The organism is Acinetobacter sp. NIPH 2100, from assembly GCF_000369805.1.
GTDB lineage: Bacteria > Pseudomonadota > Gammaproteobacteria > Pseudomonadales > Moraxellaceae > Acinetobacter.
The window spans coordinates 1071699-1097302 of record NZ_KB850224.1 but is presented as its reverse complement, the minus strand read 5'-3'; the positions used below and the strand labels follow the sequence as shown (position 1 = coordinate 1097302).

General features: G+C 41.5%; 27 protein-coding genes. 6 read left to right on the top strand and 21 right to left on the bottom strand.

Going from position 1 to position 25604, the window contains the following annotated elements; genetic code table 11:
- Positions 1–2 precede the first annotated feature (2 nt).
- A complete protein-coding gene (locus tag F887_RS12825) occupies positions 3–842 on the bottom strand; it encodes an SDR family oxidoreductase (protein WP_005292455.1) in 840 nt (279 codons plus the stop codon).
- 127 nt (positions 843–969) lie between these two features.
- Here F887_RS12825 and F887_RS12830 point away from each other — a divergent pair, with 127 nt between their 5' ends.
- Positions 970–1596, top strand: a complete 627-nt coding sequence (locus F887_RS12830; RefSeq protein WP_005292452.1) for a TetR/AcrR family transcriptional regulator — start codon at positions 970–972, stop codon at positions 1594–1596.
- 20 nt (positions 1597–1616) lie between these two features.
- On the opposite strand, the gene F887_RS12835 is transcribed toward F887_RS12830, so the two are convergent.
- From F887_RS12835 to F887_RS12855, 5 genes are all read right to left on the bottom strand, one after another.
- Positions 1617–2492, bottom strand: a complete 876-nt coding sequence (locus F887_RS12835; RefSeq protein WP_005292449.1) for a metal-dependent hydrolase — start codon at positions 2490–2492, stop codon at positions 1617–1619.
- Positions 2493–2524: 32 nt separating this feature from the next.
- On the bottom strand, positions 2525–3754 hold the full coding sequence (locus F887_RS12840; protein ID WP_005292447.1) for an NADH:flavin oxidoreductase/NADH oxidase family protein: 1230 nt from the start codon (positions 3752–3754) through the stop codon (positions 2525–2527).
- A 70-nt stretch (positions 3755–3824) separates the two neighbouring features.
- The gene (locus tag F887_RS12845) at positions 3825–4685 is read right to left on the bottom strand and encodes a metal-dependent hydrolase (protein WP_005292445.1); all 861 of its coding nucleotides are present in this window, start codon (positions 4683–4685) and stop codon (positions 3825–3827) included.
- Positions 4686–4699: 14 nt separating this feature from the next.
- The gene (locus F887_RS12850; protein ID WP_005292443.1) at positions 4700–5446 is read right to left on the bottom strand and encodes an acetoacetate decarboxylase family protein; all 747 of its coding nucleotides are present in this window, start codon (positions 5444–5446) and stop codon (positions 4700–4702) included.
- Positions 5443–6246 (bottom strand): SDR family NAD(P)-dependent oxidoreductase, encoded by an 804-nt coding sequence (locus F887_RS12855; protein ID WP_005292441.1) that lies wholly within the window; start codon positions 6244–6246, stop codon positions 5443–5445. The genes F887_RS12850 and F887_RS12855 overlap by 4 nt, the downstream gene beginning before the upstream one ends.
- Positions 6247–6356: 110 nt before the next feature.
- Here F887_RS12855 and F887_RS12860 point away from each other — a divergent pair, with 110 nt between their 5' ends.
- On the top strand, positions 6357–7406 hold the full coding sequence (locus F887_RS12860; RefSeq protein ID WP_005292439.1) for a helix-turn-helix domain-containing protein: 1050 nt from the start codon (positions 6357–6359) through the stop codon (positions 7404–7406).
- Positions 7407–7467: 61 nt separating this feature from the next.
- Here F887_RS12860 and F887_RS12865 read toward each other — a convergent pair whose 3' ends face one another.
- Entirely contained in the window at positions 7468–8349 is an 882-nt protein-coding gene (locus F887_RS12865) for a dihydrodipicolinate synthase family protein (protein WP_005292437.1), read from the bottom strand.
- Positions 8350–8354: 5 nt separating this feature from the next.
- Entirely contained in the window at positions 8355–9134 is a 780-nt protein-coding gene (locus F887_RS12870) for an aldolase (protein WP_005292436.1), read from the bottom strand.
- 38 nt (positions 9135–9172) lie between these two features.
- Here F887_RS12870 and F887_RS12875 point away from each other — a divergent pair, with 38 nt between their 5' ends.
- Positions 9173–10678, top strand: a complete 1506-nt coding sequence (locus F887_RS12875) for a MocR-like pyridoxine biosynthesis transcription factor PdxR (RefSeq protein WP_005292434.1) — start codon at positions 9173–9175, stop codon at positions 10676–10678.
- A 20-nt stretch (positions 10679–10698) separates the two neighbouring features.
- Here F887_RS12875 and F887_RS12880 read toward each other — a convergent pair whose 3' ends face one another.
- From F887_RS12880 to F887_RS12895, 4 genes are all read right to left on the bottom strand, one after another.
- Positions 10699–11388, bottom strand: coding sequence for a Rossmann-fold NAD(P)-binding domain-containing protein (locus tag F887_RS12880; RefSeq protein WP_005292432.1), 690 nt, complete (start codon positions 11386–11388; stop codon positions 10699–10701).
- Between the two features lies 1 nt (position 11389).
- Entirely contained in the window at positions 11390–12157 is a 768-nt protein-coding gene (locus F887_RS12885; RefSeq protein ID WP_005292430.1) for an SDR family NAD(P)-dependent oxidoreductase, read from the bottom strand.
- Positions 12154–12834, bottom strand: coding sequence for a glutathione S-transferase family protein (locus F887_RS12890; RefSeq protein ID WP_005292427.1), 681 nt, complete (start codon positions 12832–12834; stop codon positions 12154–12156). The genes F887_RS12885 and F887_RS12890 overlap by 4 nt, the downstream gene beginning before the upstream one ends.
- A gap of 128 nt (positions 12835–12962) precedes the next feature.
- A complete protein-coding gene (locus F887_RS12895) occupies positions 12963–13829 on the bottom strand; it encodes a metal-dependent hydrolase (protein ID WP_005292424.1) in 867 nt (288 codons plus the stop codon).
- 162 nt (positions 13830–13991) lie between these two features.
- Here F887_RS12895 and F887_RS12900 point away from each other — a divergent pair, with 162 nt between their 5' ends.
- Entirely contained in the window at positions 13992–14453 is a 462-nt protein-coding gene (locus F887_RS12900; RefSeq protein WP_032862788.1) for a winged helix-turn-helix transcriptional regulator, read from the top strand.
- 117 nt (positions 14454–14570) lie between these two features.
- On the opposite strand, the gene F887_RS12905 is transcribed toward F887_RS12900, so the two are convergent.
- The 3 genes from F887_RS12905 to F887_RS12915 form a co-directional block, all read right to left on the bottom strand.
- Positions 14571–17015 carry a TonB-dependent siderophore receptor gene (locus F887_RS12905; protein ID WP_005292419.1) on the bottom strand — a complete coding sequence of 815 codons (2445 nt, stop codon included), beginning with the start codon at positions 17013–17015 and terminating at the stop codon, positions 14571–14573.
- 89 nt (positions 17016–17104) lie between these two features.
- Entirely contained in the window at positions 17105–18055 is a 951-nt protein-coding gene (locus tag F887_RS12910) for a FecR family protein (protein ID WP_005292417.1), read from the bottom strand.
- Positions 18056–18059: 4 nt separating this feature from the next.
- On the bottom strand, positions 18060–18575 hold the full coding sequence (locus F887_RS12915; protein ID WP_005292414.1) for a sigma-70 family RNA polymerase sigma factor: 516 nt from the start codon (positions 18573–18575) through the stop codon (positions 18060–18062).
- A gap of 605 nt (positions 18576–19180) precedes the next feature.
- Here F887_RS12915 and F887_RS12920 point away from each other — a divergent pair.
- Positions 19181–19726, top strand: coding sequence for an RrF2 family transcriptional regulator (locus F887_RS12920; protein WP_005292412.1), 546 nt, complete (start codon positions 19181–19183; stop codon positions 19724–19726).
- A gap of 142 nt (positions 19727–19868) precedes the next feature.
- Positions 19869–21077: an NAD(P)/FAD-dependent oxidoreductase gene (locus F887_RS12925; protein WP_005292410.1), complete on the top strand. Its 1209-nt coding sequence runs from the start codon at positions 19869–19871 to the stop codon at positions 21075–21077.
- A gap of 500 nt (positions 21078–21577) precedes the next feature.
- Here the strand turns inward: F887_RS12925 and F887_RS12930 are convergent, their stop codons facing one another.
- The 6 genes from F887_RS12930 to F887_RS12955 all read right to left on the bottom strand — a co-directional run bounded on the left by F887_RS12930 (position 21578) and on the right by F887_RS12955 (position 25556).
- Positions 21578–21916, bottom strand: coding sequence for a hypothetical protein (locus tag F887_RS12930; RefSeq protein ID WP_005292408.1), 339 nt, complete (start codon positions 21914–21916; stop codon positions 21578–21580).
- 797 nt (positions 21917–22713) lie between these two features.
- Positions 22714–22899 carry a hypothetical protein gene (locus tag F887_RS12935; protein ID WP_005292406.1) on the bottom strand — a complete coding sequence of 62 codons (186 nt, stop codon included), beginning with the start codon at positions 22897–22899 and terminating at the stop codon, positions 22714–22716.
- A gap of 95 nt (positions 22900–22994) precedes the next feature.
- The gene (gene arsH / locus F887_RS12940) at positions 22995–23699 is read right to left on the bottom strand and encodes an arsenical resistance protein ArsH (protein ID WP_005292404.1); all 705 of its coding nucleotides are present in this window, start codon (positions 23697–23699) and stop codon (positions 22995–22997) included.
- Between the two features lie 5 nt (positions 23700–23704).
- Positions 23705–24748 carry an ACR3 family arsenite efflux transporter gene (gene arsB, locus F887_RS12945; protein WP_005292402.1) on the bottom strand — a complete coding sequence of 348 codons (1044 nt, stop codon included), beginning with the start codon at positions 24746–24748 and terminating at the stop codon, positions 23705–23707.
- Positions 24749–24755: 7 nt separating this feature from the next.
- A complete protein-coding gene (locus F887_RS12950) occupies positions 24756–25229 on the bottom strand; it encodes an arsenate reductase ArsC (protein ID WP_005292399.1) in 474 nt (157 codons plus the stop codon).
- A 6-nt stretch (positions 25230–25235) separates the two neighbouring features.
- Positions 25236–25556: a metalloregulator ArsR/SmtB family transcription factor gene (locus F887_RS12955; RefSeq protein ID WP_005292397.1), complete on the bottom strand. Its 321-nt coding sequence runs from the start codon at positions 25554–25556 to the stop codon at positions 25236–25238.
- Positions 25557–25604 lie beyond the last annotated feature (48 nt).

The following is a 25604-nucleotide window of genomic DNA, read 5'->3' as shown; positions in this document are numbered from 1 at the left end:
CCTTATTTTGATTGCGCCAATTGGTTTAAACGCTGGGTATAGGATTTTCGATCATTCTGATCGAGACCTTTTAATATGCGATCATCCCCAATGAATTTACGGAACCCTGTATTCAGCCAGTGCGGTACCAATCCATAAGCTTTCGGGGTATGGGTTAAATAATTCGGCACCGCAATTTCAGCCAGATTATGCGCTACTGCTTTGATAATCGCATTCGCTACATCTTGCGGTTCTACGGTCGGAATCGGCAAACTGTCTCCTGTTCCAGAGGACAATTCGGTTAAGACCTTGGATGGTAAAACAGCGGATACACCTATCGGCGTGTCTCTTAATTCCTGTTGCATTGAAGCAGTGAGCCCTACCACTGCAAACTTCGTCGCGCAATAAATACTGGCACCTGGAATCGGATATTTACCAGCGAGAGAAGCCACATTGACGATATGACCCGTTTGGCGTTGCAACATTTTAGGCAGTACCGCTTTCATGCCATGAATCACACCACGTAAATTAATATCAATTTGCGCATCAGTGATCGCAGGGCTTTCATCAATCATTGCGCCCATCGGCATAATGCCTGCGTTGTTCACCAAGATATCTACTGGCCCAAGTGCTTTTTCAATTTGTTCAATGAATTCATGAAATGAGTGTTGTACCCGCACATCCAAATAGCCACCAAAACCTTGCACTTTAATGGCCGCTTGTTGCGCCAGTTCCAAATCAATATCACCGATTGCCACTTTAGCGCCAAGTTTTCGGAATGCGATTGCTGTGGCTAAACCAATCCCTCGCCCACCACCCGTGATGAGTACAACTTTGTTTAAAAAACTGAGTTTATTCCCCATTTTAAACATCCTTTGTTGAGTTAAAAATCACCAATTCGGAACATAATGTCATTTACGGAATGATGTGTCAATTTTCTTAAATTTTGTTTTATCGTATTTCCGATAAAGTTCTGATAAAATTTTTGGCATGAATGATCAAACAACTCTCTCGCGTGCTGAGCGCCAACGTATTCAATTACAAGCAGAAATTATTGAAGCTGCTTTTTTGGAATTTTCTGAACGCGGTTATCATCAAACTGCGATCTCTGACATTGCCAAAAGACTGGGTATCGGTCATGGTACTTTCTATCGTCATTTTGAGAATAAGCGAGATATTCTGGATAAAGTCATTGTCGATACCATGTTTAAAATTACAGCTTTGTTGGCCGATGAAAATGCGCCAGATGCAGTATCGACCTTAGACGCTTATCGAACGCAATGTGAAAGGATTTCCAGTAAATTTCAGGAATTTGCCAAAGATAACCCACGCGCTGTGCGCTTAATTCTGCTCGAAGCCACTTCAATTGATAAAGAAATGACAGCACAGGTGCATAATCTGCTGCACCTCGGTGGCTTACTTACCGCAGACTATTTAAAAAATGGCGTAAAGTGCGGTTATTTAAAAGCGGATCTGGATACCGAAATGACTGGGCATGCCATCGTCGGTATGATTATCGCAGGTGCATTTAAGTTCTTATCCACACCTGCTGATTCTGATGTACTCAAAAAATATAGCGATGCTGCTATTCAAATGATGATGGCAGGCATCGCCTAAGGTGAAAGAAGCGTTCCTATCTAAGTTGGCTTAAACTCAGGCATATTGTTTAGATATGCCAAGGCTTGTGCTGTTGAGCCTTCATTCAATGGATTATGCTTGGGATGGAAGTAGCGCAAACAGGCACGTGCAATATAGCTTGCTCGCGGCACACGATCCTGTCTCGCTGCACGAAAATAATCTTTATAGCGAAAACGATGTGGCAATTGAGGGTCCTTAGCCACCAAAGTTTCTACAGCGATATAGGCCAATACAAGAAATAGAGGGAAAGTAAAAACAGCTGCGCCTGTTCGTAATACAAGATTATTGCTCAAATGCCGAAACATCGCATCCGCCACTTCACGATGCTCTACTTCTTCTGCACCATGCCATAGCAATAAACGCAGCATTTGTTCATCGACAGGTGCTTGCTGTAGTCCTTCAGCATTGAGCACCCAATGTCCCAACACGCCGGTTAAATGCTCCGCTGCTGCGACCATGGCAAGGCGCGTGTTTAACCACGTGGATTTTAACCGAGCGTGCTTTAATTCATAGCCCAATGGCTTAGGGCCAATCATGTCATTAAAAATCCAGTTCATCATTTTACTATAGCGACTTAAATCAATCCCTAAGGCTTCGATATGCCGCGTCCCTAAAGTATGTCCATAGCTATGCGCACCTTCCTGTTTAATGAAAGCAATCACAGCTATTTTTAATTGCTCATCTTGAATGAAAGGTAGCGCATCTCTAAAAGTCTGGCAGAACCAACGCTCTGGTGCAGGGGTAATCGGATTAATTAAATTCAGCATCTGCGTTGCCATTGGATCATCATAAATCCAGTGGCTCGGTGTTTCTGCAAAATCAAATACTGGACGTCGAGGAATAATAGGATGAGTTTCCTTGATTAAACCTTTCATAAGTTAGCTCCCAATCTAAAAGCTCGTGACCACTAGTCCTGCGTCAAAATATTGAATCCCATACGCGGACCAAAGGCCACCAAGGTTTTGATCAAGCCCTTAATCGCTTTCGGTTTTTGCCCACGACTGATACGACGGAATTGGGCGGCATGCCAAGCCAGTTGCAGATAGGCATCGACGGGCTTATAGCCAATAGCTGGAATTTTTGCATCAGCAACAACGGATTTACCCGCCAAGAGCTGTTTGGCTAGATCAGGTTGCATTGCAAATGGTCGAGCAAGTCCCACCAAATCTACAGTGCCATCAGCCACAATACGATTCATCAGCTCTACATTGCGTAACCCACCCGTGAGCATCAATGGTAATTTGCTGTGTTGACGCAATGCCATGGCATAATCAAGAAAGTAGGCATCGCGCTGAGCCTGACGCTCAGGTGCATATCCCAATTGAGCTGGGGACTCATAATTCCCACCTGACACTTCCAGTAAATCGATAGCTTCAGCTTCTAAGGCTAAGGCAATCTGCACAGATTCTTCCTGACTCAAGCCCCCTTTTTGGAAATCGGCAGAATTCAGTTTGACACTGAGAATTTTATTTTTACCAACGGCTTGACGCACAGCTCGAACCGTTTCGATCAAAATACGGCGGCGATTTTCTGGGCTTCCACCCCATTGATCGGTACGGGTATTCGCCAAAGGTGATAAGAATTGCGACAACAAATAGCCATGAGCGGCATGGACTTGTACGCCATCAAAACCTGCTTTCACAGCAAGTGCCGCAGTCGTTGTAAAACGCTGAATTTGTTCCAATATTTCTGTTTCAGACATCGCACGTGGCACGCGAATCAGATTCATTGCAGGCAAATCTAGCCCCACTGCTGATGGTGCAATGGGCTTTTTCAATAAGGGTAAGACCGCAACACGACCTGGGTGGTTGATTTGCATAATAATCTTGCTGCCATTGGCCTGTGCTGCTTGTGCCCAGAGTTTATGGGCTTGCAAGAATTGCTCATCCTCTAAAACCACATTCCTTGGCTCAACAAAGGCACGATGATCAATCATCACATTGCCGGTGATCAACAGACCTGTTCCACCTCTGGCCCATGCGGCATAAAGCTGCTGTATATCTGTGGTCGGCGAGCCATGTCGATCTGCCAATTGTTCACTCATGGCGGACTTTGCAATTCGGTTGGGAATGCTGGTTCCACATGCCAAACTCAGCGGTTGCTGTAAAGCAGGATTTGAGAATGTAGATTGTGTCATTTTCATTCTTCCTAAATTATTCATGTATAGATAAACCACGCGATTGCTGGTCCTATGCGATGCCAAAAGGTCACGCTAAATATTGCTGTTTGAGTCGATTGACCTGATCACGATTGTCATGCTGCCAAGGATGAAAATCTACTGAGAAAAAATCGCGATACGGCCTGCCAATCTTTCTGATTAAACCTTTTCGCCCAAACAAATAACTGAGCCCTTGATACAACCCGTTCAAATCACCTTGTTTGCCTGAGTGCTGTAAAAGCTCGATGGTTCCACGCATAGTGATCATCACAAAAGAAAGAGTTGTTTCCAGCATCACCAACCTTAGGAAATAAGGTCGATTAACCAAACTTTGATACACATCAAATGCCACCGCTTTGTGTTCGGTTTCTTCTATGGCATGCCACGCCCAGATTTTTCTCACCTGCGCATTAAATAAAGCCAAATCTTCAGGTGCAGTCGCAATAAAATAATCCGCAAGAATTGCCGTTAGATGCTCCATGCATACCGTACACGCCAACTGATGCGCAGGAGAAAATTGTGTCTGCATCAAACGATTCATCTTTTTAAATCGCTTATAAATTCGATCGACTGGATAACCCTTTTTCAGCATCATGGCATTCAATACATCGTGTTCTTTACCGTGGTGTGCTTCTTGACCAATAAAGGCACGCACCTGTTTCAGTAAAACTGGATCTTTGATCTGTGATTGATAAAGGCGTACGCTATGAATAAACTGCCGCTCTCCATCAGGAAATGCACTGGATAAGGCGGTCAGTAACATGCTCAGTAAAGGATTCTGGTGAAACCAAAATTCTGGGATTTCATCTGGAAAAGAAAAATCCATATTACGTACTTGGATCTCAATCGAAGCAGAAACTTGACGATAGTCAGCAATCGTAGGCTTTGAAGAAACAGCAACAATATTCATCACCTGACCCTCCGTTATAAAACACGTGGATTAAATTGGCGCAGTAAAAACAAAGGGGTACGTAATCGTGGAATCTGAATCGGTGGAATAAGGCCACCAGACAAATCCACCCGATGCAAACGTGCATCCACCACCTTGCCTAAGCCCATTTCATGCAAAGGATCATTCACCGTACCAGTAAAGCGTAATTTCATTTCGACACGGCGAACTTCAACAGGATGTTCTTTTGGAGTAAATCGCACTTCTCGTGGTAAACCTAAGCCTAAACCACCTGTAATATTGCGATGCGGCAAACCTAAAATGGGTGGTGCATCCTTTATTAGCTCACCCAGTTTGGCTTCCATTTCAATCAAGACCGTTCCACGGCGCGATGCCTGACTGAGAATGCGAGAACCATTATTGTCCCAACTGATTTCCCCCATTTTTTTCGGATAGCCCAGCAATTCACGCCCAATAATCATTGCGCGATCATCATCCAAGATCATCCACGGGCAAAAGATGCCTGTTTTATTGCCGACCTGAATATGCACAAATAAACCTGCTTCGTGATACGCCCCCGTATAGACATTTTCTGGGAAATAAGCACAAAACAAATCAGCTCTGGCTGGTTTTGCCAGCTTCATGCCAGCAGGTAACCAACGAGCCATCGCCTTCTCATTCACCTCGACTACAGCAGTTAAATATTGCGCATTGTGATAAAGCTTATTGCCTAAATTAGCAAGACCGATGGGCGTGCGTAGGTCATTAATCAACTGTCTCATGCTTTTAACCTCGAAAAGACTTGCTTTAATATCGGTAACAAGATGATGCGCGGGGTATAGCGTCCACCAAGGGTCTGAGCTTGAGCAAGCCATCCAGGAATCACAATCCGACGATTGCACTGCATGCCTTGAATCGCTTCTTTGGCAACACGTTCTGCCGACACCCAGACCAGATTGCCTCCCATTCCGTCAATTTTGCTGATGCCCGCCACTTCATTGAACCCTGTTTTGGTTGGGCCAGGTGCCAACAAGGTACAACTCACGCCTGTGCCGTTCAGCTCACTATGTAATGATTCGGCAAAAGAGTTGGCAAAAGCTTTGCTTGCGGCATATGTTGCGTTGGCTGGTGTCGGTTGATGACCCGAGGTCGAACCCACAATCAGAATTGCACCTGTTCGACGCTGAATCATTTTCGGCAATACCGCTAAAGTCAGATCCTGCACTGCCACCGTATTCACTTCGGTCTGTTCACGTTCCCGATCTGCATCCAATTCGTGCAAACGTCCGAAAGTGGCAAAACCTGCGTTATTGCATAGCACAGCGACATTGATCTGCTCTAACTCTTTACGGAACGTGGTTCTATCTTGACGATCCGCAAGATCACAAGGACGTAAAGTAACTTCGACTTGGTATTTTTCACGTAGATGACTGGCAAGTGCTTCTAATTTGTCGACACGTCGGGCAACAAAAATAAGTGAATAACCTCGTGCTGCAAATTGTTGTGCCAATGCTTCTCCAATACCAGAGGACGCGCCGGTAATTACAACGGGGGAATCTTTAATAGGAAGAGGTAAACTCATTACCAATACTCAGATCAATAGAATAATCCTAGTATCTAAGAGCTAAAACTTGAGCGTGAGCGGTAATTCAGCCATACTGCTAATCATTTTCGGCCAAATTAAAACAAGAAATGAAAGATCCCTATGGCTTATCCAAAGCCAGTATTCCGATTTCTTATGTGCATTTACTCTTGGAAATTATGGTTGAAAAGCAATTTTCAGCATCAGAAATTTTGCAAAAGAGTAGAATCCCATCTTCCCTGCTACATCAATTAGATGCACGCATTAGCCCAAAGCAATGGTCAAAATTAGCCTGGATCTGTTTAAGCTTAGCCAAAGATGCAGGATTAGGCTATGAATATGGATTGAAACTGCGTCTCACCGCCCATGGCCCAATGGGCTATGCTCTGATGAGTAGCCCTTCTTTACGGCAGTCGATTGAACTCGCAACACAATTTTTCAATATGCGGCTCAAAGATTACCGAATTGATTTTTTTGAACAAGAACAACATTCCATTATTGAAATCAAGCAGACCCACCCCGTCGTCAGTCAGCATGCTGAACAGGCGGAAATTTTAAGACGCTTTTTTTATGAATGTCTGATGATTGGTATTGTACAAACGGGACGCTCATTAACCGAGCGTGATTTTTCAGATGTTCAACTTCAGGTGGATTGGTCTGAACCACCTTACCATCAACAATTTCAAACTCAGCTTCCACTGATCCATTTTGATCAAGCCAAAAATCAGATTTGCTACCCAGCATCCATCCTCAACCATGCCACCAAAATGGCAGATCCCACCGCTTTTCAACAGGCTTTAGCGCAATGTGAAGCTGAACAAATCCTCTTTTCTGAAACCATTCAAGATATTGGCTTACGTGTTAAAACAGAATTAGTTCTCACGCCGCAAAAAGGTTATCCAAGTCTAGATCATGTTGCGGAACGTTTACATATGTCGAATCGTACCTTGCGACGACATTTGGATGAAGCAGGTTACTCTTATCTGGGGCTATTAGATGAGATGAGATATCAGGAAGCACAAAAACTTCTGCACAACAATCATATGGAAATACAAGATATTGCGCTGTACTTAGGTTATCTACAACCTGCCAACTTTGCCCGTGCCTTTAAAAAATGGAGTGGTGTGACACCGAGCCAATTTCGTCAAACCCAAATTTAAAACACGAACAAGTGAAGTCAGGCCGATTGCGATGACACATCGACCTAACTTCAAAACAGTTTTAGTTTACCGCAGCCTGTATCAAACCTTTTAATTGCTCGATTTCGGCAGCTGTTGCACTTTGCAAAGGCTGTCTTGGTGACCCAACTGAAAAGCCCAAGAGATTGAGCCCCGATTTCACTGTTTTCGGTAAGCCCCCTTTGACAATGAAACTCAGCACAGGGAGTTGCTTATAAAATAGAGCCTGTGCGTTTGACAAATCACCCTGTTGAATCGCTTGATACAATTGCTTTGGCAGGTCACCGAGTAAATTCGGTGCGGCTGTACACCAACCTGTCGCTCCAGCGCAAAAGGCTTCCAAAGCTAGCGGATTAGAACCGTTATAAAATGGCAACTGACCCTGCGTTAAAGCATGAAATTTATGCATGCGCTGAATATCACCCGTACTGTCTTTGACCATGCAAATATTATCGATCTCGTTAAACATCTTCACGATCAATTCAGGTGACATATCAATCCCACTGGTAGCTGGATTGTTATAGACCATAATCGGCAACTTTACCGATGCAGCAATCTGCTGATAATAATCATAAATTTCTTGATCAGTGAGTTTCCAATAAGACACTGGAATCACCATAATCACATCTGCCCCCAATTCCTCTGCTTTCTTGGCTTTTTGAATCGCCATTGCAGTGGTCAGTTCAGAAATTCCAAGAATTACGGGAACACGCTGATTCACCACTTCAATTGTGGTTTGTGCCACCTGTTGCCACTCTTGCCACGACAAATAAGCACTTTCACCTGCACTGCCCAAAGGTGCAATCGCATCACATTGCGATTGCAATAGTGCATTCAAACTCATGCTCAAGACTTCAAGATCAAGTTCTTGGCTGTCTGTTTTAAATGGTGTCACTGGATAAGCAATAATGCCTTCAATTTTCATATGGTTCACTCCTCGATACAATCTTGATGGTTTTTCAAAGCCTTACGCGCGTAATAGGCGAAATTGACTTTGTTTCGCTTATCAGTAGACAACCAGTCATGTGCTTCTTTTGCCAATTCATGTGGAATCGGCTGGATTTGCCCTGCTGACATCGCCAACAATTGCAAACGTGCTGCACGCTCAATCAACAACGCTAAATTACAGGCTTCCTCAATGGTCTTGCCTGCCACCAGCTGACCGTGATGAGATAACAATACCGCCCGATTTTTTCCCAGCGCTTCAGAAATAAAAATGCCTTCTTCATTACCGACTGGCACCCCTGGCCATTCACCGACAAAAGAGCAATCCTCATACAGGGCACAAGTATCCATTTGCGAAATAGCCAGTGGCACACGTAACATCGACAAGGCTGCAATATGGGTGGGATGGGTATGGATAATGCAGTTCACTTCTGGATGCTGCTGGTAAATCCAAGTATGAAAACGATTGGCTGGGTTGGCCATGCCTTGCTGATCTAAAGGTTTAAGGTCTTGATCTACCAGCAATAAATTGGCTGCGGTAATTTCGTCAAAGCCCAGACCAAAACGTTGTGTGATAAAAGTATTTTCTTGCTCGGCACGGCAGGTAATTTGCCCGGCCAAGCCTGCATCGTGGCCATGATCAAATAAAATACGACAGGTCAGCGCCAATTTCTGTCGATCCGTGTAATTGACCTCTTGGATCAAATTCATGTTCTGCTGTGCGCTTTGCATCAATTGCTGTTTGCTGAGTAATGCGGTTTGCATAAGACCACCTCGCTACTGTTGATTTGTGGATGGGACAGATGCAGAATACGAAGTCTGTGGATGAGTTAAAATATCCAGTTTATAAAACTTATATGGTCCAGACCCGCATGCAGCAGCCATGGAAGATCCGTCTTCATCTTGAAGATCGAGAAGAAAAAACCATCTTTCTTAAGTTGGCCAATCAGATTATCGAAGACATTTTGTCTGGACGGTTAGGCTCAGGTTCGCGCCTGTCAGGCTCACGCTCGCTTGCGGATGAATTAAAGATTAATCGTAAAACCGTACAGTCGGTTTATGAAGATTTAGAAGCGCAAGGTTGGCTCATCTCCAAGCCACGGCAAGGGACGTTTGTGGCAGAAAATTTGCCTGAGTTAAAACATAAAAAAATGAATGCTGCGCTAGAACTCACGCCTTCACTCAGCACAGTAAGCCCAATACCCATCAAAAATGATGGCATTCCAGACACTCGACTGATTCCTTATGAATTATTTTCCCGTGCTTATCGGCATGCTTTGATTCAAGTGACCCGTTCTCAAATCATGGGTTATGGCGATCCACAAGGCAGTATTGAATTACGTCAGGCATTGCTACAAATGCTGTCAATGGAACGCTTTATCAAAACCAACGTGGACAATATCTGTGTGGTTCGCGGCAGCCAAATGGGGATTTTTTTAGCAGCTCGCGTTCTTGCTAAACAATCCCCTCAACGCAAGGTGATTGTGGTAGAGCAATGGTCTTATCCCCCCGCGATTGAAACCTTTCTGTCTCATCATTATCACATCGTTCGGGTTCGGCTGGATCAACATGGTCTTGATATTGCGCATCTTGAAGAACTACTAGAAAAATATGATGTGGCTGCAACCTATACCACCCCGCATCATCAATATCCAACCACCGTGACCATGGCCATGGATCGGCGCTTAAAATTATTGGAACTCTCAAAAGCTTTTGATTTTTATATTATTGAAGATGACTATGATCATGAGTTTCATTATGACAGCCGCCCAATTCCGCCACTCATTAGCTTGCCGCATGCAGAAAAAGTCATTCATATTGGATCACTCTCTAAAGTGTTTGCTCCCAGTTTAAGAATTGGTTATGTAGTTGCCAATCGAGACATCATCCAAGCCATGAATCAGGACATATTATTGATTGATAAACAAGGCAATATCATCACTGAATTGGCGATGGCGGAGCTGATGCAACAAGGTGAAATCAAGCGCCATATTCGAAAAATGCGTAAGATTTATCAACAACGACGTGACTTTGCAGTGAATAACTTCAAGGCTGTATTTAAAGATCGAGTAGACATTAATCCTCCGTTGGGAGGGATGGCGCTGTGGGTCAAATTCAAATTTCCTTATCGCGCTGAATATGACGAACTTCTGAATCAGCTGCATATTGATGCAGAAGCGCATTTTGCTGCTGAAAACCAAGCATTAAATCAGCATTTTCATATCCGTTTTGGTTATGCCGCCATCAATGAAACTGAAATTTCACACATCGTCAGCCTGCTTTATGAGGCATTTGACTCTAATCAATGAGTGATTCAAAAAGCGAAGTTTTATACGCCAAGGCGCAACTCCTGACTCCAAGTCGAATTAGGCTGCTGATACAGATGCCAACAGGTCTGTTGCAGCGATTGCATCAACTCACGATTGGCACTTTGCCAATGTGGTAACGCACAATAGACCACGTGAATTCCTTTGGGATGAAACTCTCGGGCTAACGACTGTGCCAAGGCTCGAATACTGGCAGATAGGCTTTGACCGAATAAATCTTGCTCGGATTGAACAGGCTGCTGCTGCCCTAAAAAAATCAAGGTGCCTTGCTGTTTGGATAGCATCTGCCGAATCACAACTTGAGCAATACTGACCGCACTTAGACCAGTGTTTTGCCAATGGAACTCAAGCTGTGCAGCGGACAATGCATGGCTATTTTCAGGGAATACAAAGTCAGGTTGGAAAATACATAAGTCGACAAAATGCCCTGCTGTTTGAATATGTTGCATGCAACTTTTTAGCGCAGCAGCATCCAGTAGATTCAGTCGTACACCGATCAGTCCCTCTGCTTGAGCTTCAATTTGTAGCTGTGTTTGGGTCGCATCATGCTGAAGTTGATAAACAGGCATATTATCATATTGAGCTTGCTCAGCAAAAAGTTGACTCAATGCTTGCACATCATTGCCCACAATCACCACGCAGGCCTGAACTTTTTGTTTGGATTTAAACCATTGTGGCAGTAACTTACTCATCTTAGAATTTCTCCTGATAAGGACGTACATCCAGTTCATGCGTCCATAAGTCGACATTTTGCTGATACAGCATCCAGTAATTTTCAGCAATCGCCTCAATATTTAAACCACCCGTGCCACGGGTTAACCGTGCCAGCCGTCCCAAGCCCCATAAGGCTTTATTGACACGATCACCATCGACCATACCATCCACCACCACATGCGCCACATGGATATTTTGCGGGCGATAGAGTTCAGCCAAATTCAAGGCATAACTTCTCAACGCAGACTTGCCCATGGTAAATGCAGCAAAAAAAGGTTTACCTCGCAAAGAGGCACTGGCACCGGTAAAAATCAGCGTGCCCTGCTGCTGTTTTTGAAAAATACTTAAACTACGCTGCGCCACCAACACGGCTGACAAAAAGGTGGAACGCCACATTTGGCTAAAAAACTTCAGACTGCTTTGTAAAAAGATAGAGGGAATATTACCGCCAACATTATGAATCACCGCTGCCAATGATTCTGGCTGATCGTTTAAATGATCAAATAAGGTCTGCACCTGCTGCTCATTTTCAGCATCCAGCGCATAGGCAACAGCCTGTCCACCTTGGCGATTAATCGCTGCAGCGACCTTTTCAACCTTATTTAACGTTCGCCCCACCACATAGACCTTGAATTTTTCTTGGGCAAAACGGCGACAGACAGCTGCACCAATCCCTTGCTCCGCACCCACGCCCACCACTGCAACAATAGCAGTTGACTGCGCTATATCTTGATTCGACCGATTCATAATTGTTGTATCCAATGCTGAATATGTGGATAGCTGTTAATTTTTGGTCCCCAAATTTTACTGGTTCGAACCACCTCTAACAGTTGTGAACCCACTGCAATATCAGCAATGGTTTTAGTCTCACCGACCAACCAACCCGTTTGGCCTAATACCAGCTCAATCCGTTCTAAGTGACGTGTAAATTCTGCTTCGATATCCGCCTTTGCCATTCGCCCCGTACCCTGCATCTTCACTTGCATATTCAAAGCTGCTTTGAGCAAAGGTTTCATCAATACAATCTCATGCTTCGGACGACCTTCAGCACTAATGGCTACCGCATGATTCAAGGCATCAGCATCGCTCACCCGAAAGTACACTTCATAAAAATATAACAACTCGTCAGACCAATCTTCCCACAATTCAACATAGGCTTTTTGTAGCGGATCAGTAGGATATAAAAGTGGCAAATCTGGATAAGCATCATCCAGATAACGGGCAATTCGGGTACTGTCCTGAATGCGCTGTCCATTGATATCCAGTACAGGGACTTTACCGACTTTACTCAGTCTTGGCACTTTAGCCCCCAATACACCGTTGTAATTCACTGTTTGAAATGGAATTCCTTTAAACTGCAACATCCGTGCGACTTTTTTGCAGAACGGTGAAATTTCCCATTGATGTAAGACCACTGTACTCATTTTTATATTTCCATCTTTTATTGAATTAATCTGAATGACAAGCGAGCAGCACAATGCTGGCTTAACTTATCTTACAGATATTTATCCCTTTGGCGATGTGTAAGCGAGGATGATTTTTTTCTCGCCCATTAATGAATAAAAGTCGATTGTTCAGGCGATAAACCAATTTTTATTTTGGTTTTTGCTACGATTTCAGATTCATCAGTATCATTGGGATGGAAGTCACGACGATAATAAGAGAAAAATTGTGGCACCAGTTTGCGATAGGCCTGTACGGTAAAGCCTGCAAATTTAGCCCACGATTTCAGATTGAGTAATTGCTTATCTCTCGACATCAACACCACTTGGTAGACATTCGAGAAAGTGGTAATGAGTACCAAGCTCAAACTAAAAATTGCGACGCGTGGAATATAGGCATCCAAACCTTTGCCATAGAGATATTCATACATATCATAGGCAACCGCTTTGTGTTCGGTTTCCTCAACACTATGCCACAGCCATAAATTACGGATCGTGGTATCAGTCATTAATTCATTCACGTTCTTCATCATTTCCACCACCAATACTGCGGTGTAATGTTCCAACCCAACGGTAACCAATAGATTCCATTTTTTCGGAAAGGTACGTTCAATGGCCTTGAGGATGATCCCTGTCACTTTCTCCAGTGATTCTGGGTCTAGACCATATTGTTGCGCACTCACATGAAAAGCGTGATGTTCTTTGGAATGCATCGCCTCCTGACCAATAAACGCTCCAATATCACGATCGAGTTGAGGGTTACTTTTGACTTGATCACGTAAAGCTCTTACTGAACGGACAAAATAAGACTCTCCTTCTGGGAACAGCGTGGAAAGGCCTGTGAAATAATGGGTAAACGTCGGTTCATCATTACACCAATATTTTGGCATGTCCTGAAATTCATAATCCATACGGCGTACTGGAAATGATGCAGGTATCTTTTGCTTTGATTTTTCTTTCAACTCTGACATAGACATAACTCACCTCAAGATAGATCTCAAAATAATAAGTTCCAAAAAAGAACTTAAAAGAAAAATATAGGTGGCTTGATAAGTTGTCAATAAAGAGAATATCTTAATCACTCAAGTTGTCCTAAAATGACAGCCTGCTTCCTGTAAAGACATATAGATGGTATTGCGATGAAATGGCATGAGCTCGGAGAAATGAATTGTCCAATTGCGCGGACTTTGTCGATTTTTGGCGACCGTTGGACACTGCTGATTATTCGTAATGCCTTTATGAAAACCCGACGTTTTGATGATTTTCAAAAGCAACTCGGGATCACCCGTCATTTGCTGACCGAACGTATTAACCGCTTGGTGGAGCACAAAATTTTTGAAAAGGTGCTGTATCACGAAGCACCAAAACGCTATGAATATAAATTGACGGAAAAAGGCTTAGCCCTGTACCCGATTATTGTCACCATGAGTACCTGGGGCAATATCTGGCAGAATGAAAATAAGCAATTTCCCGAACTGCGCTATCTGCATAAACGCTGTGGTCAGCTAACTAGCCCAAGTCTGACTTGTGATTGTTGTAAGCAACCGATTGATGCCAGAGAAATGTCGCCTGTTTATATGCCAATTGGAGATGAAGAATAAGGATATTTAAATATGCTTATTTATATTCAGTAATGAAGGTTTAACAATTTTTAAATCAAACTCAGTTATTACAATAAAAAATCCAGTATCTAAACTGGATTTTTTTATACGTTTCACTTACCAGTTAATTTTCAACCCCAGTGAACCATTTAACGCTTCACCAAAATTGCCTGCACCATATCCACCCCCTGCCCAATATTTTTTATTGAATAGGTTATTAATATTGGCATTCAATACCGCATCGTATTTATTCAGTTTAAAATTATACGATGTTCCCAAATTCACAACCGTATAAGCGGGCACTTTCATTTCGTTGCTATTGGTAATATACGAAGATCCGTTGTAACGGACATTGCCATGTACACTTAAGCCCTCAAGCATAGACAATGTATATTCAGCGCTGGTAACCGCTTGCCATTTTGCAGCAAATGCAGGGCTATTCCCTTCAATTGCTTTGTTCTCATCCGAGACACGATTAATTTCTCCATCTAAACGAAGAAATCCTAAACCGAGCTTTAATTGGTCTGACGGTTTATAACTCCCGTTCATTTCTACACCCTGATAGGTGGTCAAACCATCTTGAGTCAAATATTTTAAGCCATCTCGAATAATATCCATCGCTTCGACACGCTCAACTCTGAATAATGCAGAGCTCAAGCTGAATTGATCAAGATCATATTTAAATCCAGCTTCGTATTGTTTACTAACCGTTGCATCAAGCTGACCACCCGCATTCGCATAAGGTGCTTCGATCCGCTGCCCCCGTTCAATTCCCTCAACATAACTGGTATAGAATGTGGCTTCTGGAATCGGTTTATAAATGAGTGCGACGGTAGGTGTTGCCTTTTTAGTACTATAGCCATTTGCAGCACCACTGGCAGCTTCGTTATCAAAATAGGTATAACGGAAACCTAAAATTGCCTGCCACTTTGGACCAAAATGAAGGGTGTCACTGAAGTAGCCATAGGTCTGGCTTTCTGGTGTACTTTCTGGAGATAAGGTAAAATCAGCTTTATGGGTGATTCTATAATCTGGTTTGCGGTAGATGTTTCCCTTGAAATAATCTCCCCAGAAAAATTCTGAATATTTATCAAAATTTCGAATAAAGCCCGTGCCTGCAACCAACTCATGATTGATGAATCCAGTTTGCACATTGCCCGTGATTTGCAACTGATTCAGAAAGTATTGGGACAAGCCTGCAAAGCTATATAAATTTCCTTCGTAATCGCCCTGTTCGTTTGCAATGTTGGCAAATATTTTATTGGATAAATGCTTTTTACGGGTATATCCAAAGTCATATTTAGCAGTCCAGTCATCATTAATCTGCCACTTTAAATTTGTAGACGCGACTAAAGTGGCTGTCTTGTAGTAAGAACCATCAATATTTAAATTAGAATAATCATAGGTAACTTTGGGTAGCTTGCCTTTACTACCTAGCACATCATAACTATCGAGGTAGAATTGAATCGGTTCATGCTTTCTATCGTTATATTCATAAATCGCGTTTGCTTGCCAGGTTATACGATCTGTCAGTTGTTTATCCACTGCAAGCGATGTCAAGAAACGGCTATTGTCTGTATCATTATAAGCCTTCCCTGTATCCCCACCGATGGTAAAACGATAATCTAAATCAAGGCTATCCAGATGATTACTGTTGTCTACGTAAGCTGAAAATAAGCTACTGTCACGATAGTCGAGCTGAACACTGCTTTGTGGCGTCGCTGTTGGTCGCTTGGTTTGATAGCTAATCGCCCCTCCAGGGGTACCAAAGCCATACATAAAACCCGTCAATCCCTTCAAAGCGGTGACACTGTCCGTAACTTCTACAGGGAAATCCCCACCCCAAGATAAATACATGGGAACATCATCAACATAATAGTTACGGACACCCAGCCCACGAATTTGAGTTCCCCACCAATCGGTCGTCATCGAGTTGGTTGGCGTATAAACAGAGGCATCATTGGCAAAAATTTGCCCAATAGATTTCGCACCACGTTTTTCAATATCACTGCGTTCAACCACCGTGATAGAAAATGGTGTATCTAAGATAGTTTTATTGCCTAATACACCTGATTTTGTTTGTTTCTTTAAGCCTGTCTGTAGATCATCCGCAGCTACTTTAATCACTGGAAGTTGGGAGGTGTTATCTATCGCCGCCTGTGCTGAACCATTCACCGCAATATTTTTGAGTTGTCCAACTTCACGAATCTGTTTTGGTGGAGGATTTTTAATTTTTTCAATGCTCCAGCCGCCATGATCACGCTGAACCAGTTGTAGATTGGTCCCTTTCAAAAGTTGCTCAAACCCTTGAGCAATACTATAAGAGCCACTTAAACCTTGTGTATTGATTCCTTTCGTTAATGCAGGGTCAAATGACAATGCTATACCTGATTGCATTGCAAAACTGGATAATGCTTGCCCCAATTGTCCTGAACCAATTTCATAATGATGCTGTGCTTGTTCATCTGCTGCATGGACTGCAACCGAAATGCCACATACGGCAGTGAGTAACGCGATCCTAATTGCTCGTGTGAGCACAGTTTTTCCCTGTTGAGCGTACATATTCCCCCCTTATCAATAAGAATGGTACCTTCCTTATCTATGCCAGTTAAAAAAAGAAATCAGCTCACGGAAAACAGATTTTTTTGTTTTTATTTTGCACTTTGAATCATGGTCCAATAACCACCTGCATATTGCTCAACCTTTAAAGCATAGGTTTGTTCAAGCATTGCATAAACTTTAGGCAAATCATCAATCGGATAAGTCCCCGATATTTTTATATTTTCAATTTCAGCATCTACACGAATTAAACCTTTTTGATAAGGCTGTAAACGACTAATAAATTCTTTTACTGTCAGATCATTGACCATTAAAAAGCCTTTTGTCCAAGCTATATGGCTCTCATCAAGCGGTTTTATTTTGTCGATTTTTTGCTTATCAAAACTGAGCTGTTGTTTGATTTCAACAATTTGCTTTTGTTGTGATTGATAGGGAGAAACCAGCACCTTTCCTTTGGTAACCGTGACATAAGAAGACTCAGGCATCATTTTGACCAAATATTTTGTCCCTAATGCTTGTACTGTCCCTTGTTGAGTCGTCACGATAAATGGACGATTGAATGAGTCATGTTGCGTTTCGATCCAGATCTCACCTTTGCGCAAAATGACCCTTCTTTGATGATCTGTATATTCAACATCAATTGCAGAAGCTGCATTTAGTAAGAGCTTTCCGCCGTCTGGTAGAACAATGCTTTTCCGTTCCCCAATTCCACTACGATAATCGGCAAACCATTGTTGTTGTTGACTAGTCAAATATAGGCCTGAAAAAATAGGGAACAAAGCCAATAACCAGAGATATTTCTTATCATATTGCTTTGATGAGTAGCTGACTTTTTGTACAACCGGTATCGCTACTTCAATTGGCACATCTGAAAATTTGGTTTGTAGCAGTAACGCTTTTTGCCAAACTTTTTGGTGCAGAGAACTTTGTTGCTGCCACTTCTGTAACTGTTCGAGTTCCTCTAACGAAAGTTTCTTTTCCTGCATACGCATAAGCCATGCAATCGCTTGCTCTAAAATTTGCTGCTTATCCACGTTGGACATAAGTCTAAATATCCTCAGCAGCCAACATAGCATCTAGACAATGCAGATACGCTCGCTGGATATTACGTTTTACCGTACTGACTGAAATACCGAGCCTATCCGCAATTTCTTGATATTTTAATTTTTCCAACTGAGCATAAAGAAAAGTTAAAAGTACCGTATAAGGTAACTCCGCCAGTAACTGCACAATTTCTGTCAATGTTTCAATAATTAAGACTTGACGCTCTGGTGATGGATGTTCATGTGCAGGTTGTTCAACAAGAATCTCAAGATAAGTTCGCTCAATCTCCTTCCGCTGTAACCAATTCACCATGAGTCCTTTTGCAACATGGACTAAATACGCACGGGGTTGCTGTAATTCGAGTTGTTGTTGCCGAGCCAGAATCCGAACAAAAGTGTCTTGCGCGAGATCAGCAGCATCGGCTGAGCTTCCCAATTTTTTATACAACCAATGATAAATCCACGTATGATGTTGCTCATATAATGTTGTAAGCTGTTGGTTGATTGCGGAAGAGGACATGGAATAGCCATTCCATCATATAAATAATAATTATTATCATTTAAAGTTTATTTAAATTCAATTGTAATTTATCGCAAAATAGAGCCTCAGCTTAAGCTTTATTCTGGTGCTACCCTCCACTAAAATCCCTCGATTTAATTATTATAAATCAATATTTAAAAAAACAATTATCCTTCAAGGTTTTAAAAACTGACAACCCGACATTATGCACCAATCAATCTAGTAGAAGTCATTCCGTAATCTCTACGCTTAAATCACTTTAAGAAAGATGTTTTAGTTAGAACGGACCGTATTGGATAATGAAAAGCTGTGCAAAATAAAGAGGCAATCAAAAAATAAATATCACATTAGAGGCTTATTTTGATGGCGAATTCGGCTGATATGGTTCAAGTTAAATAAATCACATAACACAATGTTCTATATCAACTTTTACTTATATTTAATTTCATTTTTTATCCAACCTCTTTCCATTTCCATTTCCCTCTCCCCCTAAAGAGATTAGCTTCATATAAAAACAAAACTAAGACTAATTTAATCCCAGTTTTGTTGACAAATAACTAAGACAAAGTTAATCTCTGTTTAAGCAATAACTGTTTTGAGTCTTCATGGCATATATAACCTCGAGTGTGGAATACGGAATTCATTGCCTTCTGTTCCTTGTAAACAATGAAGAAAGACCGCTTAGCAGCCGTGACTTAGCTGAATTACAAGGTGTTTCACCGAGCTTTCTAGCAAAGATATTTCCCAAGTTAGAAAAAGCTGGAATTGTGGTCGCACAGGAAGGTATCCGTGGTGGATATTTACTTGCACGCCCTGCCGATGAAATCAGTTTTCTCGATATTATTGATGCGATTGAGGGTGTTAAACCTCTTTTTGACTGTCAAGAAGTTCGCGGAAGATGTGCTGTTTTTAACAATGAAACTCCTGCTTGGGCGACTGATGGTGTTTGTGCAGTTCACGCAGTCATGCAACAAGCAGAAAATGCCATGAGAACTGCATTATCAACCCATTCTCTGGCCGATGTTTCCGAACGCTTTGGTAGAAAAGCCCCAGACGTATTCTTTAGTGATGTGAATGGCTGGATTAATAACCGTATGAATGGAAGAACCTCAAAAATGAGAAAAGACTCCTCTTCTAGAGACAAACCCTAGTTCATTCTAGATAAATCTATTTTTTAACACCTTATTTTTTCTCTTATTTCTCGATTTGTACGGGAAAGAATTTGCTCACCCTGAATTTAATGTTTGAACACAATTTAAACAAACTTATTTGCGGAACAAAAAGGATAAACTCATGACTAAACGTATCATCATTGCAGGTTCTGGCTTCGCTGGCTTGTGGGCTGCAATCTCTGCTCAAAGAGCAATTACCCTCGCAGATCAAGAAAGTGATATTGAGGTGCTCATGGTATCACCATCCCCTCACCTAGCGATTCGGCCACGACTTTATGAACAATCACTTGAAAACATGAATCCTGATCTTTCTCCACTGCTTAATGCAATCGGCGTAAAGCATATTGCGGGCATTGTGGAATACATTGATGAAAATAAACAGGAAGTTCAAATTAAAGAGTCCGATGGTAAAAATACGATTATTGCTTATGATCGTTTTATTTTAGCGACAGGCAGCACTGCATTTTTACCGAATATCCCAGGACTTTTTCAATATGCTTTCAACGTCAGCGATCTAGCAGGAGCAAAAGAACTTGAACAACATCTCAAAGGCTTAGCTCAAAAACCATTCAGTACAGCTCGGAATACCGTAGTTGTGGTTGGTGGTGGTCTAACTGGAATCGAAACCGTAACTGAAATGCCAGAACGATTACGCAATATTTTAGGTTCAAATGACAATCTTCGTATTGTGCTGATTGACTCATCTAAAGAAATTGGGAATGCGATGGGCAATACAGCAGCGACGGTAGTCCAAGAAGCATTCACTGAAATGGGCATTGAAGGCAAAGCAAATGTTGTCGTTACCGCATTAGATTCATCTGGTGTAACACTTTCAAATGGCGAAAAAATTGAAAGTGATACCATTATTTGGACAGCAGGTATGCGTGCACATCCACTCACCGCCCAAATCTCTGGTGAAAAAGATCATCTAGGTCGTGTACTTGGTGATTCTTTCTTGCATGCGCCTGCTGCAAAAAATATTTTTGTCACAGGTGATACGGTCAAAGCTGCTACGGATGAGCATGGCAACTTTACCGTTATGTCCTGCCAACATGCCTTAAGTTTAGGCCGCGTTGCAGGTCATAATGCTGCTGCTGAACTGGTCGGGTTACCTTCTCATGCCTACAGCCAACCTAAATATGTAACATGTTTGGATTTAGGAGCTTGGGGTGCTTTATTTACTGAAGGTTGGGATCGTCAAGTTCGTATAGTAAGAGACGAAGCAAAGAAAGTTAAACAAGAAATTAATACTGTCTGGATCTACCCACCAGCACCTGATCGTGAAGCGGCTTTTGCTATCGCAAATCCTGACTATATTATTGTTCAATAAATACTAGATACCTCTCAATACTGCTATTGAGAGGTGTCTTCTACAATATCAACATGCTCATTTTTTGGCTTGCTTTAAGCTTTCTGTTTAATCAGTCATTAGAAAGGAAGGTTTACTTTTCTTATTCATATCAAGATGCTTGGCTAAGCAAAAATAGAATATGACATTAGAAAGACTTAATTCAGTCTTTGTATCAAACCCAATAACCATATGATGAAACACTTTGCAAAGTGGATGCCTCTCGATAAAAATAAAATAGAGATGGTAAAACTCAACCGGTCAAAAGTCTGTCCAATAAAAAAGCCATTTAAAAAATAGCTGATTTATATGAGGAGTTTTGGTAGAAATAACATCTGTTGAATTAAATCAATAACTCCATGCCTTATATTAATTTTATTTAAGAATTCAAATTTACCCAATCTTGCTCCACACCCTTTTGTACATTTTTTGATAGGTTAAAAACGCTCACTGCATAAGCTTAAAAGGAGCATATTTACTTTTTAATGTACTTTCATGTTTGCTTCAGTTAAATAAGCTTTCTTAGAAGTCTTGTTCCATAAACAGAGTTCTTGACCCGTTTTGTTTTTCATATGTGCTTGCGGATATTTTCCTTGAATCAGAACTGCAGAATATCCTACCCGATCCTCAAACAGCATGATATTACTCACTGGCTTGGCATTTTTGAGTTGGCTAGCTTTTATGCAAGCCGTTTTTATATCCTGATCATGTTTGTTCCACGCCTGCTCGGAACTTGCAAAAGTCACGCTTGTGATGGCAGTACTTGCCACAAGCCCCAAAATAGAAAAACATTTAAAAAAGATACTATGCCGTACTGCCATGATACTCGTCCTGTAAATTCCACGATCTCAATCCATACTGAAATAATCCTGTGAAAGAATCTAGCTATTTATACATGTTGTAACAGCACTCATTCAGGATTACACATGATCAATGAAAGTTGTTCATTATTTATTTTTCACAATACAAATTAAATACTTAAAAAATAAACCTCACTTCTGAAAGCAATCTGCAATCGTTGTTATAAAGCTCTCAAATATATTAAATACGAGGCAGGCCATACAGTTGCTGACGTACTTCTGTTTTTTGATCCACTATCCAAGCTCTCTTCACCACCCACCTCAAAACTGGCATTACCATAACCTTATCGTGCTACAAATCCAGAGTCTATTAAGAAAATCCTGCTTCCTTGCTCTTTGATTGATTAGTTTGGTAGATGATGAAACGTTATGCTAAATGGATGTATGAGGATAAAAATAAGGCTGAAATTGCAAAGCTGAAAATTGATTAAAACTGATTTCTATTCATGAGACCTTTTTAGGTCTCTTTTTTACGCCACATTTTAATGTGGGGAAAATGTGGCAATAAAAAAGCCACTTAAAAAAGTGGCTGATTTATATAACGAATTTTGGTGGAGATGGCGTCAGTTGAACTTAATTAATAACCTACTGTTTTATTTTAAGACTACTTTGATTTACCCAATTTTTTCCTATTGCCTTTCTATAGATTTAAAAAGGGGAGAAAAATTTAGCTCAAATTTAATCTCACAGCACATTAATAAATGGGTAACTGTCAGGTCAGATTTGAGCAATTACATGCTAACAAGTTCGATAAACTACTAACAATTTCCTTTCTTCGCCTGCCCTGGTGGACAGAAACGCCCATTCCCATGACCATCATTATAACGACCATCATTCAGTCGACCTTCTGGATCAACGACGATGCTCCCTTCACGTGTATGTACAGCACAAGCAGTAAGACTTAAGCTGCCAAACAATGCCATAACTAATAAAAAATATTTCATAACTAACTCCTATCTAATAGAAATATAGATTCATTTTTCATTTATTTCTACCTACATTTTATTACTCATTACCATTTAAAATCCTTCGTATCTCTTTACAGATTACGCTGATTAACACGGTTTGTTAACTCCTCAGCTGACTCTTTTCGCTCTGAATAACGATCTGTAAGGTACCGACTTTGTCCACGAGTGAGCAAGGTGAACTTATATAGTTCTTCCATTACATCGACAATTCGATCATAGAAAGCTGAAGGTTTCATTCTTCCATCTTCTTCAAACTCTAAAAAAGCTTTTGGAATAGATGATTGGTTAGGAATAGTGATCATGCGCATCCAACGGCCTAAAATACGCATCTGGTTTAAGCTGTTAAAGGACTGCGAACCACCACTGACTTGCATCAATGCCAACGTTTTTCCTTGCGTTGCTCGAATTGCACCGCCAGCCAATGGTATCCAGTCAATTTGTGATTTAAAAATCGAACTCATTGAGCCATGACGTTCAGGTGAGCACCACACCATCCCTTCTGCCCAAGCGAGTAAATCATGTAATTCTTTCACCTTTGGATGCTCCGTGTCTGCATCTTCAGGTAAGGGCAAACCTTTAGGATGAAAGATTTTTACTTCTGCACCAAACTGTTCCAAAATACGCCCTGCTTCCATTACCGCCAATCGGCTGTATGAACGCTCACGATTAGAACCATACAGCAACAAAATACGAGGTGGATGATCCAACTCCTTTGCTTGTACTTTCTCTAAAGTAGGTTGATCGAGAAGATTCATATCTACATTTGGGAGAGTCATAAAAATTAAACCTCTTCTTTAAAAAACTTTTTTCTAAGCCACAAAGACACACTAACTAAAGCAATCAACACAGGCACTTCAACCAATGGACCAATCACTGTGGTAAATGCCACAGGTGAAGCTAAACCAAAGGTTGCAATTGCGACAGCCAAAGCCAGTTCAAAATTATTCCCAGCAGCAGTAAAGGAAATTGCTGTTGTTTTAGGATAGTCATTCCCCATCCATTTGCTCATAAAGAAGCTAATGAAGAACATCACGATAAAGTAAATCGTCAATGGAATGGCAATACGCAAGACATCCATCGGTAAGCTCACCACATCGTTACCTTTTAGGCTAAACATCGCCACAATCGTGAACAATAAAGCTAACAAACTCAGTGGACTGATCTTAGGTAAGAAGACATTTTGATACCACTCAAGACCTTTAGCTTTCACTAGAGTGAATCGCGTAATAAAGCCAAGGAAAAATGGAATTCCCAAGTAAACCAATACCGCATGGGTAATCGTCCAAAAATCGACATTAATCACCTGCCCTGCAACGCCAAAATATGGCGGTAAGAAAGTCAGAAATAACCAAGCATAGGTACTAAAAAACAGAATCTGGAAAATACTATTGAATGCCACCAATGCTGCAACATATTGGTTATCACCACAAGCTAAACCATTCCAGACCAAGACCATTGCAATACAACGAGCTAAACCAATCAGGATTAAGCCTGTCATGTACTCTGGATAGCTATGCAAAAAAATAATGGCTAATGCAAACATTAGTACTGGTGCTATCACCCAGTTTTGCACTAAGGAAAGCGTCAATGTCTTCTTGTCTTTAAACACTTGTGGCAAAGCGGCATAGTCCACTTTAGCTAATGGTGGATACATCATGAGAATCAAACCAATCGCAATTGGAATATTGACAGAATCCACACTCATTTTATCTAAAGTAACTGAAGCTTGTGGAAAGAACACACCTACCGCAATCCCCAACCCCATCGCAATGAAAATCCATAGCGTGAGGTTACGATCTAAAAATGACAGTCTTTGTTGGGCCATGATGTTCTCATTCAATATCTGAGATGTGATTGATTGCAGCAATCAACTCAGGGCGTGTCATATTTGCTGTATCCAGTGCAAATAGAGCATCCAAGCGATGATTGATATGGTCTACAGTGACTTGGAATGCCTGTAATTTTTCTTCTTTAGGCAAGTCTAGGTGTGATGGATCAGCCAAGCCCCAGTGTGCTTTAATCGCTCCACCTAAATAAAGTGGACACGCTTCTTGCGCTGCTGAATCACAAACAGTAATCACCACGTCAGGTTGATATTGTTCGCAGTCATCAATGGTTTTGCTCCACAAGCCAACTGTTGAAAGACCAAGATTTTCTAAAGTTTCTATGGTCAATGGATGTACTTGCCCTGATGGCTTACTCCCTGCACTGTATGCTTTCCACCCTTCAGGCGCACGACTGTTAAAAAGAACTTCTGACAGGATGCTACGGCAACTATTTCCAGTACACAAAAAAAGAAATTTCATATTTTGTTACTCGCAATAACTATTTATTTGGATATTTTGGGAATCTTTATTCGCTATGGTTTGACTGCTTACCAAAAGATTCAGAACGTCATGGCACCACGTTGGTAACTGCGGATTAATGCTGTAATACACCCATTGGCTTTGTCTTCTGTCCTGTAAGAGACCAGAAGAACGCAATAACGCTAAATGCCTAGAAATCTTTGGCTGACTCAGTTGCAACTTTTCAGTCAAATCACACACACATAATTCTTTATTCTCAGCGACTAAAGTCACTATATTGAGCCGAGTTTCATCTGATAAGCATTTAAAAAAATTAACTTGATCCATTCTTAATTCCTATTCACTTATTTGGATATGCGGATAATCATATACAAA

Coding starts and splice junctions, on each gene's coding strand:
- F887_RS12865 (WP_005292437.1), bottom strand. CDS start 8,349: ATGAAAATTGAAGGCATTATTGCTTATCCAGTGACACCATTTAAAACA.
- F887_RS12900 (WP_032862788.1), top strand. CDS start 13,992: ATGAAATGGCATGAGCTCGGAGAAATGAATTGTCCAATTGCGCGGACT.
- F887_RS12870 (WP_005292436.1), bottom strand. CDS start 9,134: ATGCAAACCGCATTACTCAGCAAACAGCAATTGATGCAAAGCGCACAG.
- F887_RS12930 (WP_005292408.1), bottom strand. CDS start 21,916: ATGGCAGTACGGCATAGTATCTTTTTTAAATGTTTTTCTATTTTGGGG.
- F887_RS12890 (WP_005292427.1), bottom strand. CDS start 12,834: ATGAGTACAGTGGTCTTACATCAATGGGAAATTTCACCGTTCTGCAAA.
- F887_RS12850 (WP_005292443.1), bottom strand. CDS start 5,446: ATGAGACAGTTGATTAATGACCTACGCACGCCCATCGGTCTTGCTAAT.
- F887_RS12885 (WP_005292430.1), bottom strand. CDS start 12,157: ATGAATCGGTCGAATCAAGATATAGCGCAGTCAACTGCTATTGTTGCA.
- F887_RS12895 (WP_005292424.1), bottom strand. CDS start 13,829: ATGTCTATGTCAGAGTTGAAAGAAAAATCAAAGCAAAAGATACCTGCA.
- F887_RS12855 (WP_005292441.1), bottom strand. CDS start 6,246: ATGAGTTTACCTCTTCCTATTAAAGATTCCCCCGTTGTAATTACCGGC.
- arsH (WP_005292404.1), bottom strand. CDS start 23,699: ATGACTCTCCCAAATGTAGATATGAATCTTCTCGATCAACCTACTTTA.
- F887_RS12875 (WP_005292434.1), top strand. CDS start 9,173: ATGCAGAATACGAAGTCTGTGGATGAGTTAAAATATCCAGTTTATAAA.
- F887_RS12835 (WP_005292449.1), bottom strand. CDS start 2,492: ATGAAAGGTTTAATCAAGGAAACTCATCCTATTATTCCTCGACGTCCA.
- F887_RS12830 (WP_005292452.1), top strand. CDS start 970: ATGAATGATCAAACAACTCTCTCGCGTGCTGAGCGCCAACGTATTCAA.
- arsB (WP_005292402.1), bottom strand. CDS start 24,748: ATGGCCCAACAAAGACTGTCATTTTTAGATCGTAACCTCACGCTATGG.
- F887_RS12845 (WP_005292445.1), bottom strand. CDS start 4,685: ATGAATATTGTTGCTGTTTCTTCAAAGCCTACGATTGCTGACTATCGT.
- F887_RS12880 (WP_005292432.1), bottom strand. CDS start 11,388: ATGAGTAAGTTACTGCCACAATGGTTTAAATCCAAACAAAAAGTTCAG.
- F887_RS12935 (WP_005292406.1), bottom strand. CDS start 22,899: ATGAAATATTTTTTATTAGTTATGGCATTGTTTGGCAGCTTAAGTCTT.
- F887_RS12860 (WP_005292439.1), top strand. CDS start 6,357: ATGAAAGATCCCTATGGCTTATCCAAAGCCAGTATTCCGATTTCTTAT.
- F887_RS12840 (WP_005292447.1), bottom strand. CDS start 3,754: ATGACACAATCTACATTCTCAAATCCTGCTTTACAGCAACCGCTGAGT.
- F887_RS12925 (WP_005292410.1), top strand. CDS start 19,869: ATGACTAAACGTATCATCATTGCAGGTTCTGGCTTCGCTGGCTTGTGG.
- F887_RS12910 (WP_005292417.1), bottom strand. CDS start 18,055: ATGTCCAACGTGGATAAGCAGCAAATTTTAGAGCAAGCGATTGCATGG.
- F887_RS12920 (WP_005292412.1), top strand. CDS start 19,181: ATGGCATATATAACCTCGAGTGTGGAATACGGAATTCATTGCCTTCTG.
- F887_RS12955 (WP_005292397.1), bottom strand. CDS start 25,556: ATGGATCAAGTTAATTTTTTTAAATGCTTATCAGATGAAACTCGGCTC.
- F887_RS12915 (WP_005292414.1), bottom strand. CDS start 18,575: ATGTCCTCTTCCGCAATCAACCAACAGCTTACAACATTATATGAGCAA.
- F887_RS12905 (WP_005292419.1), bottom strand. CDS start 17,015: ATGTACGCTCAACAGGGAAAAACTGTGCTCACACGAGCAATTAGGATC.
- F887_RS12950 (WP_005292399.1), bottom strand. CDS start 25,229: ATGAAATTTCTTTTTTTGTGTACTGGAAATAGTTGCCGTAGCATCCTG.
- F887_RS12825 (WP_005292455.1), bottom strand. CDS start 842: ATGGGGAATAAACTCAGTTTTTTAAACAAAGTTGTACTCATCACGGGT.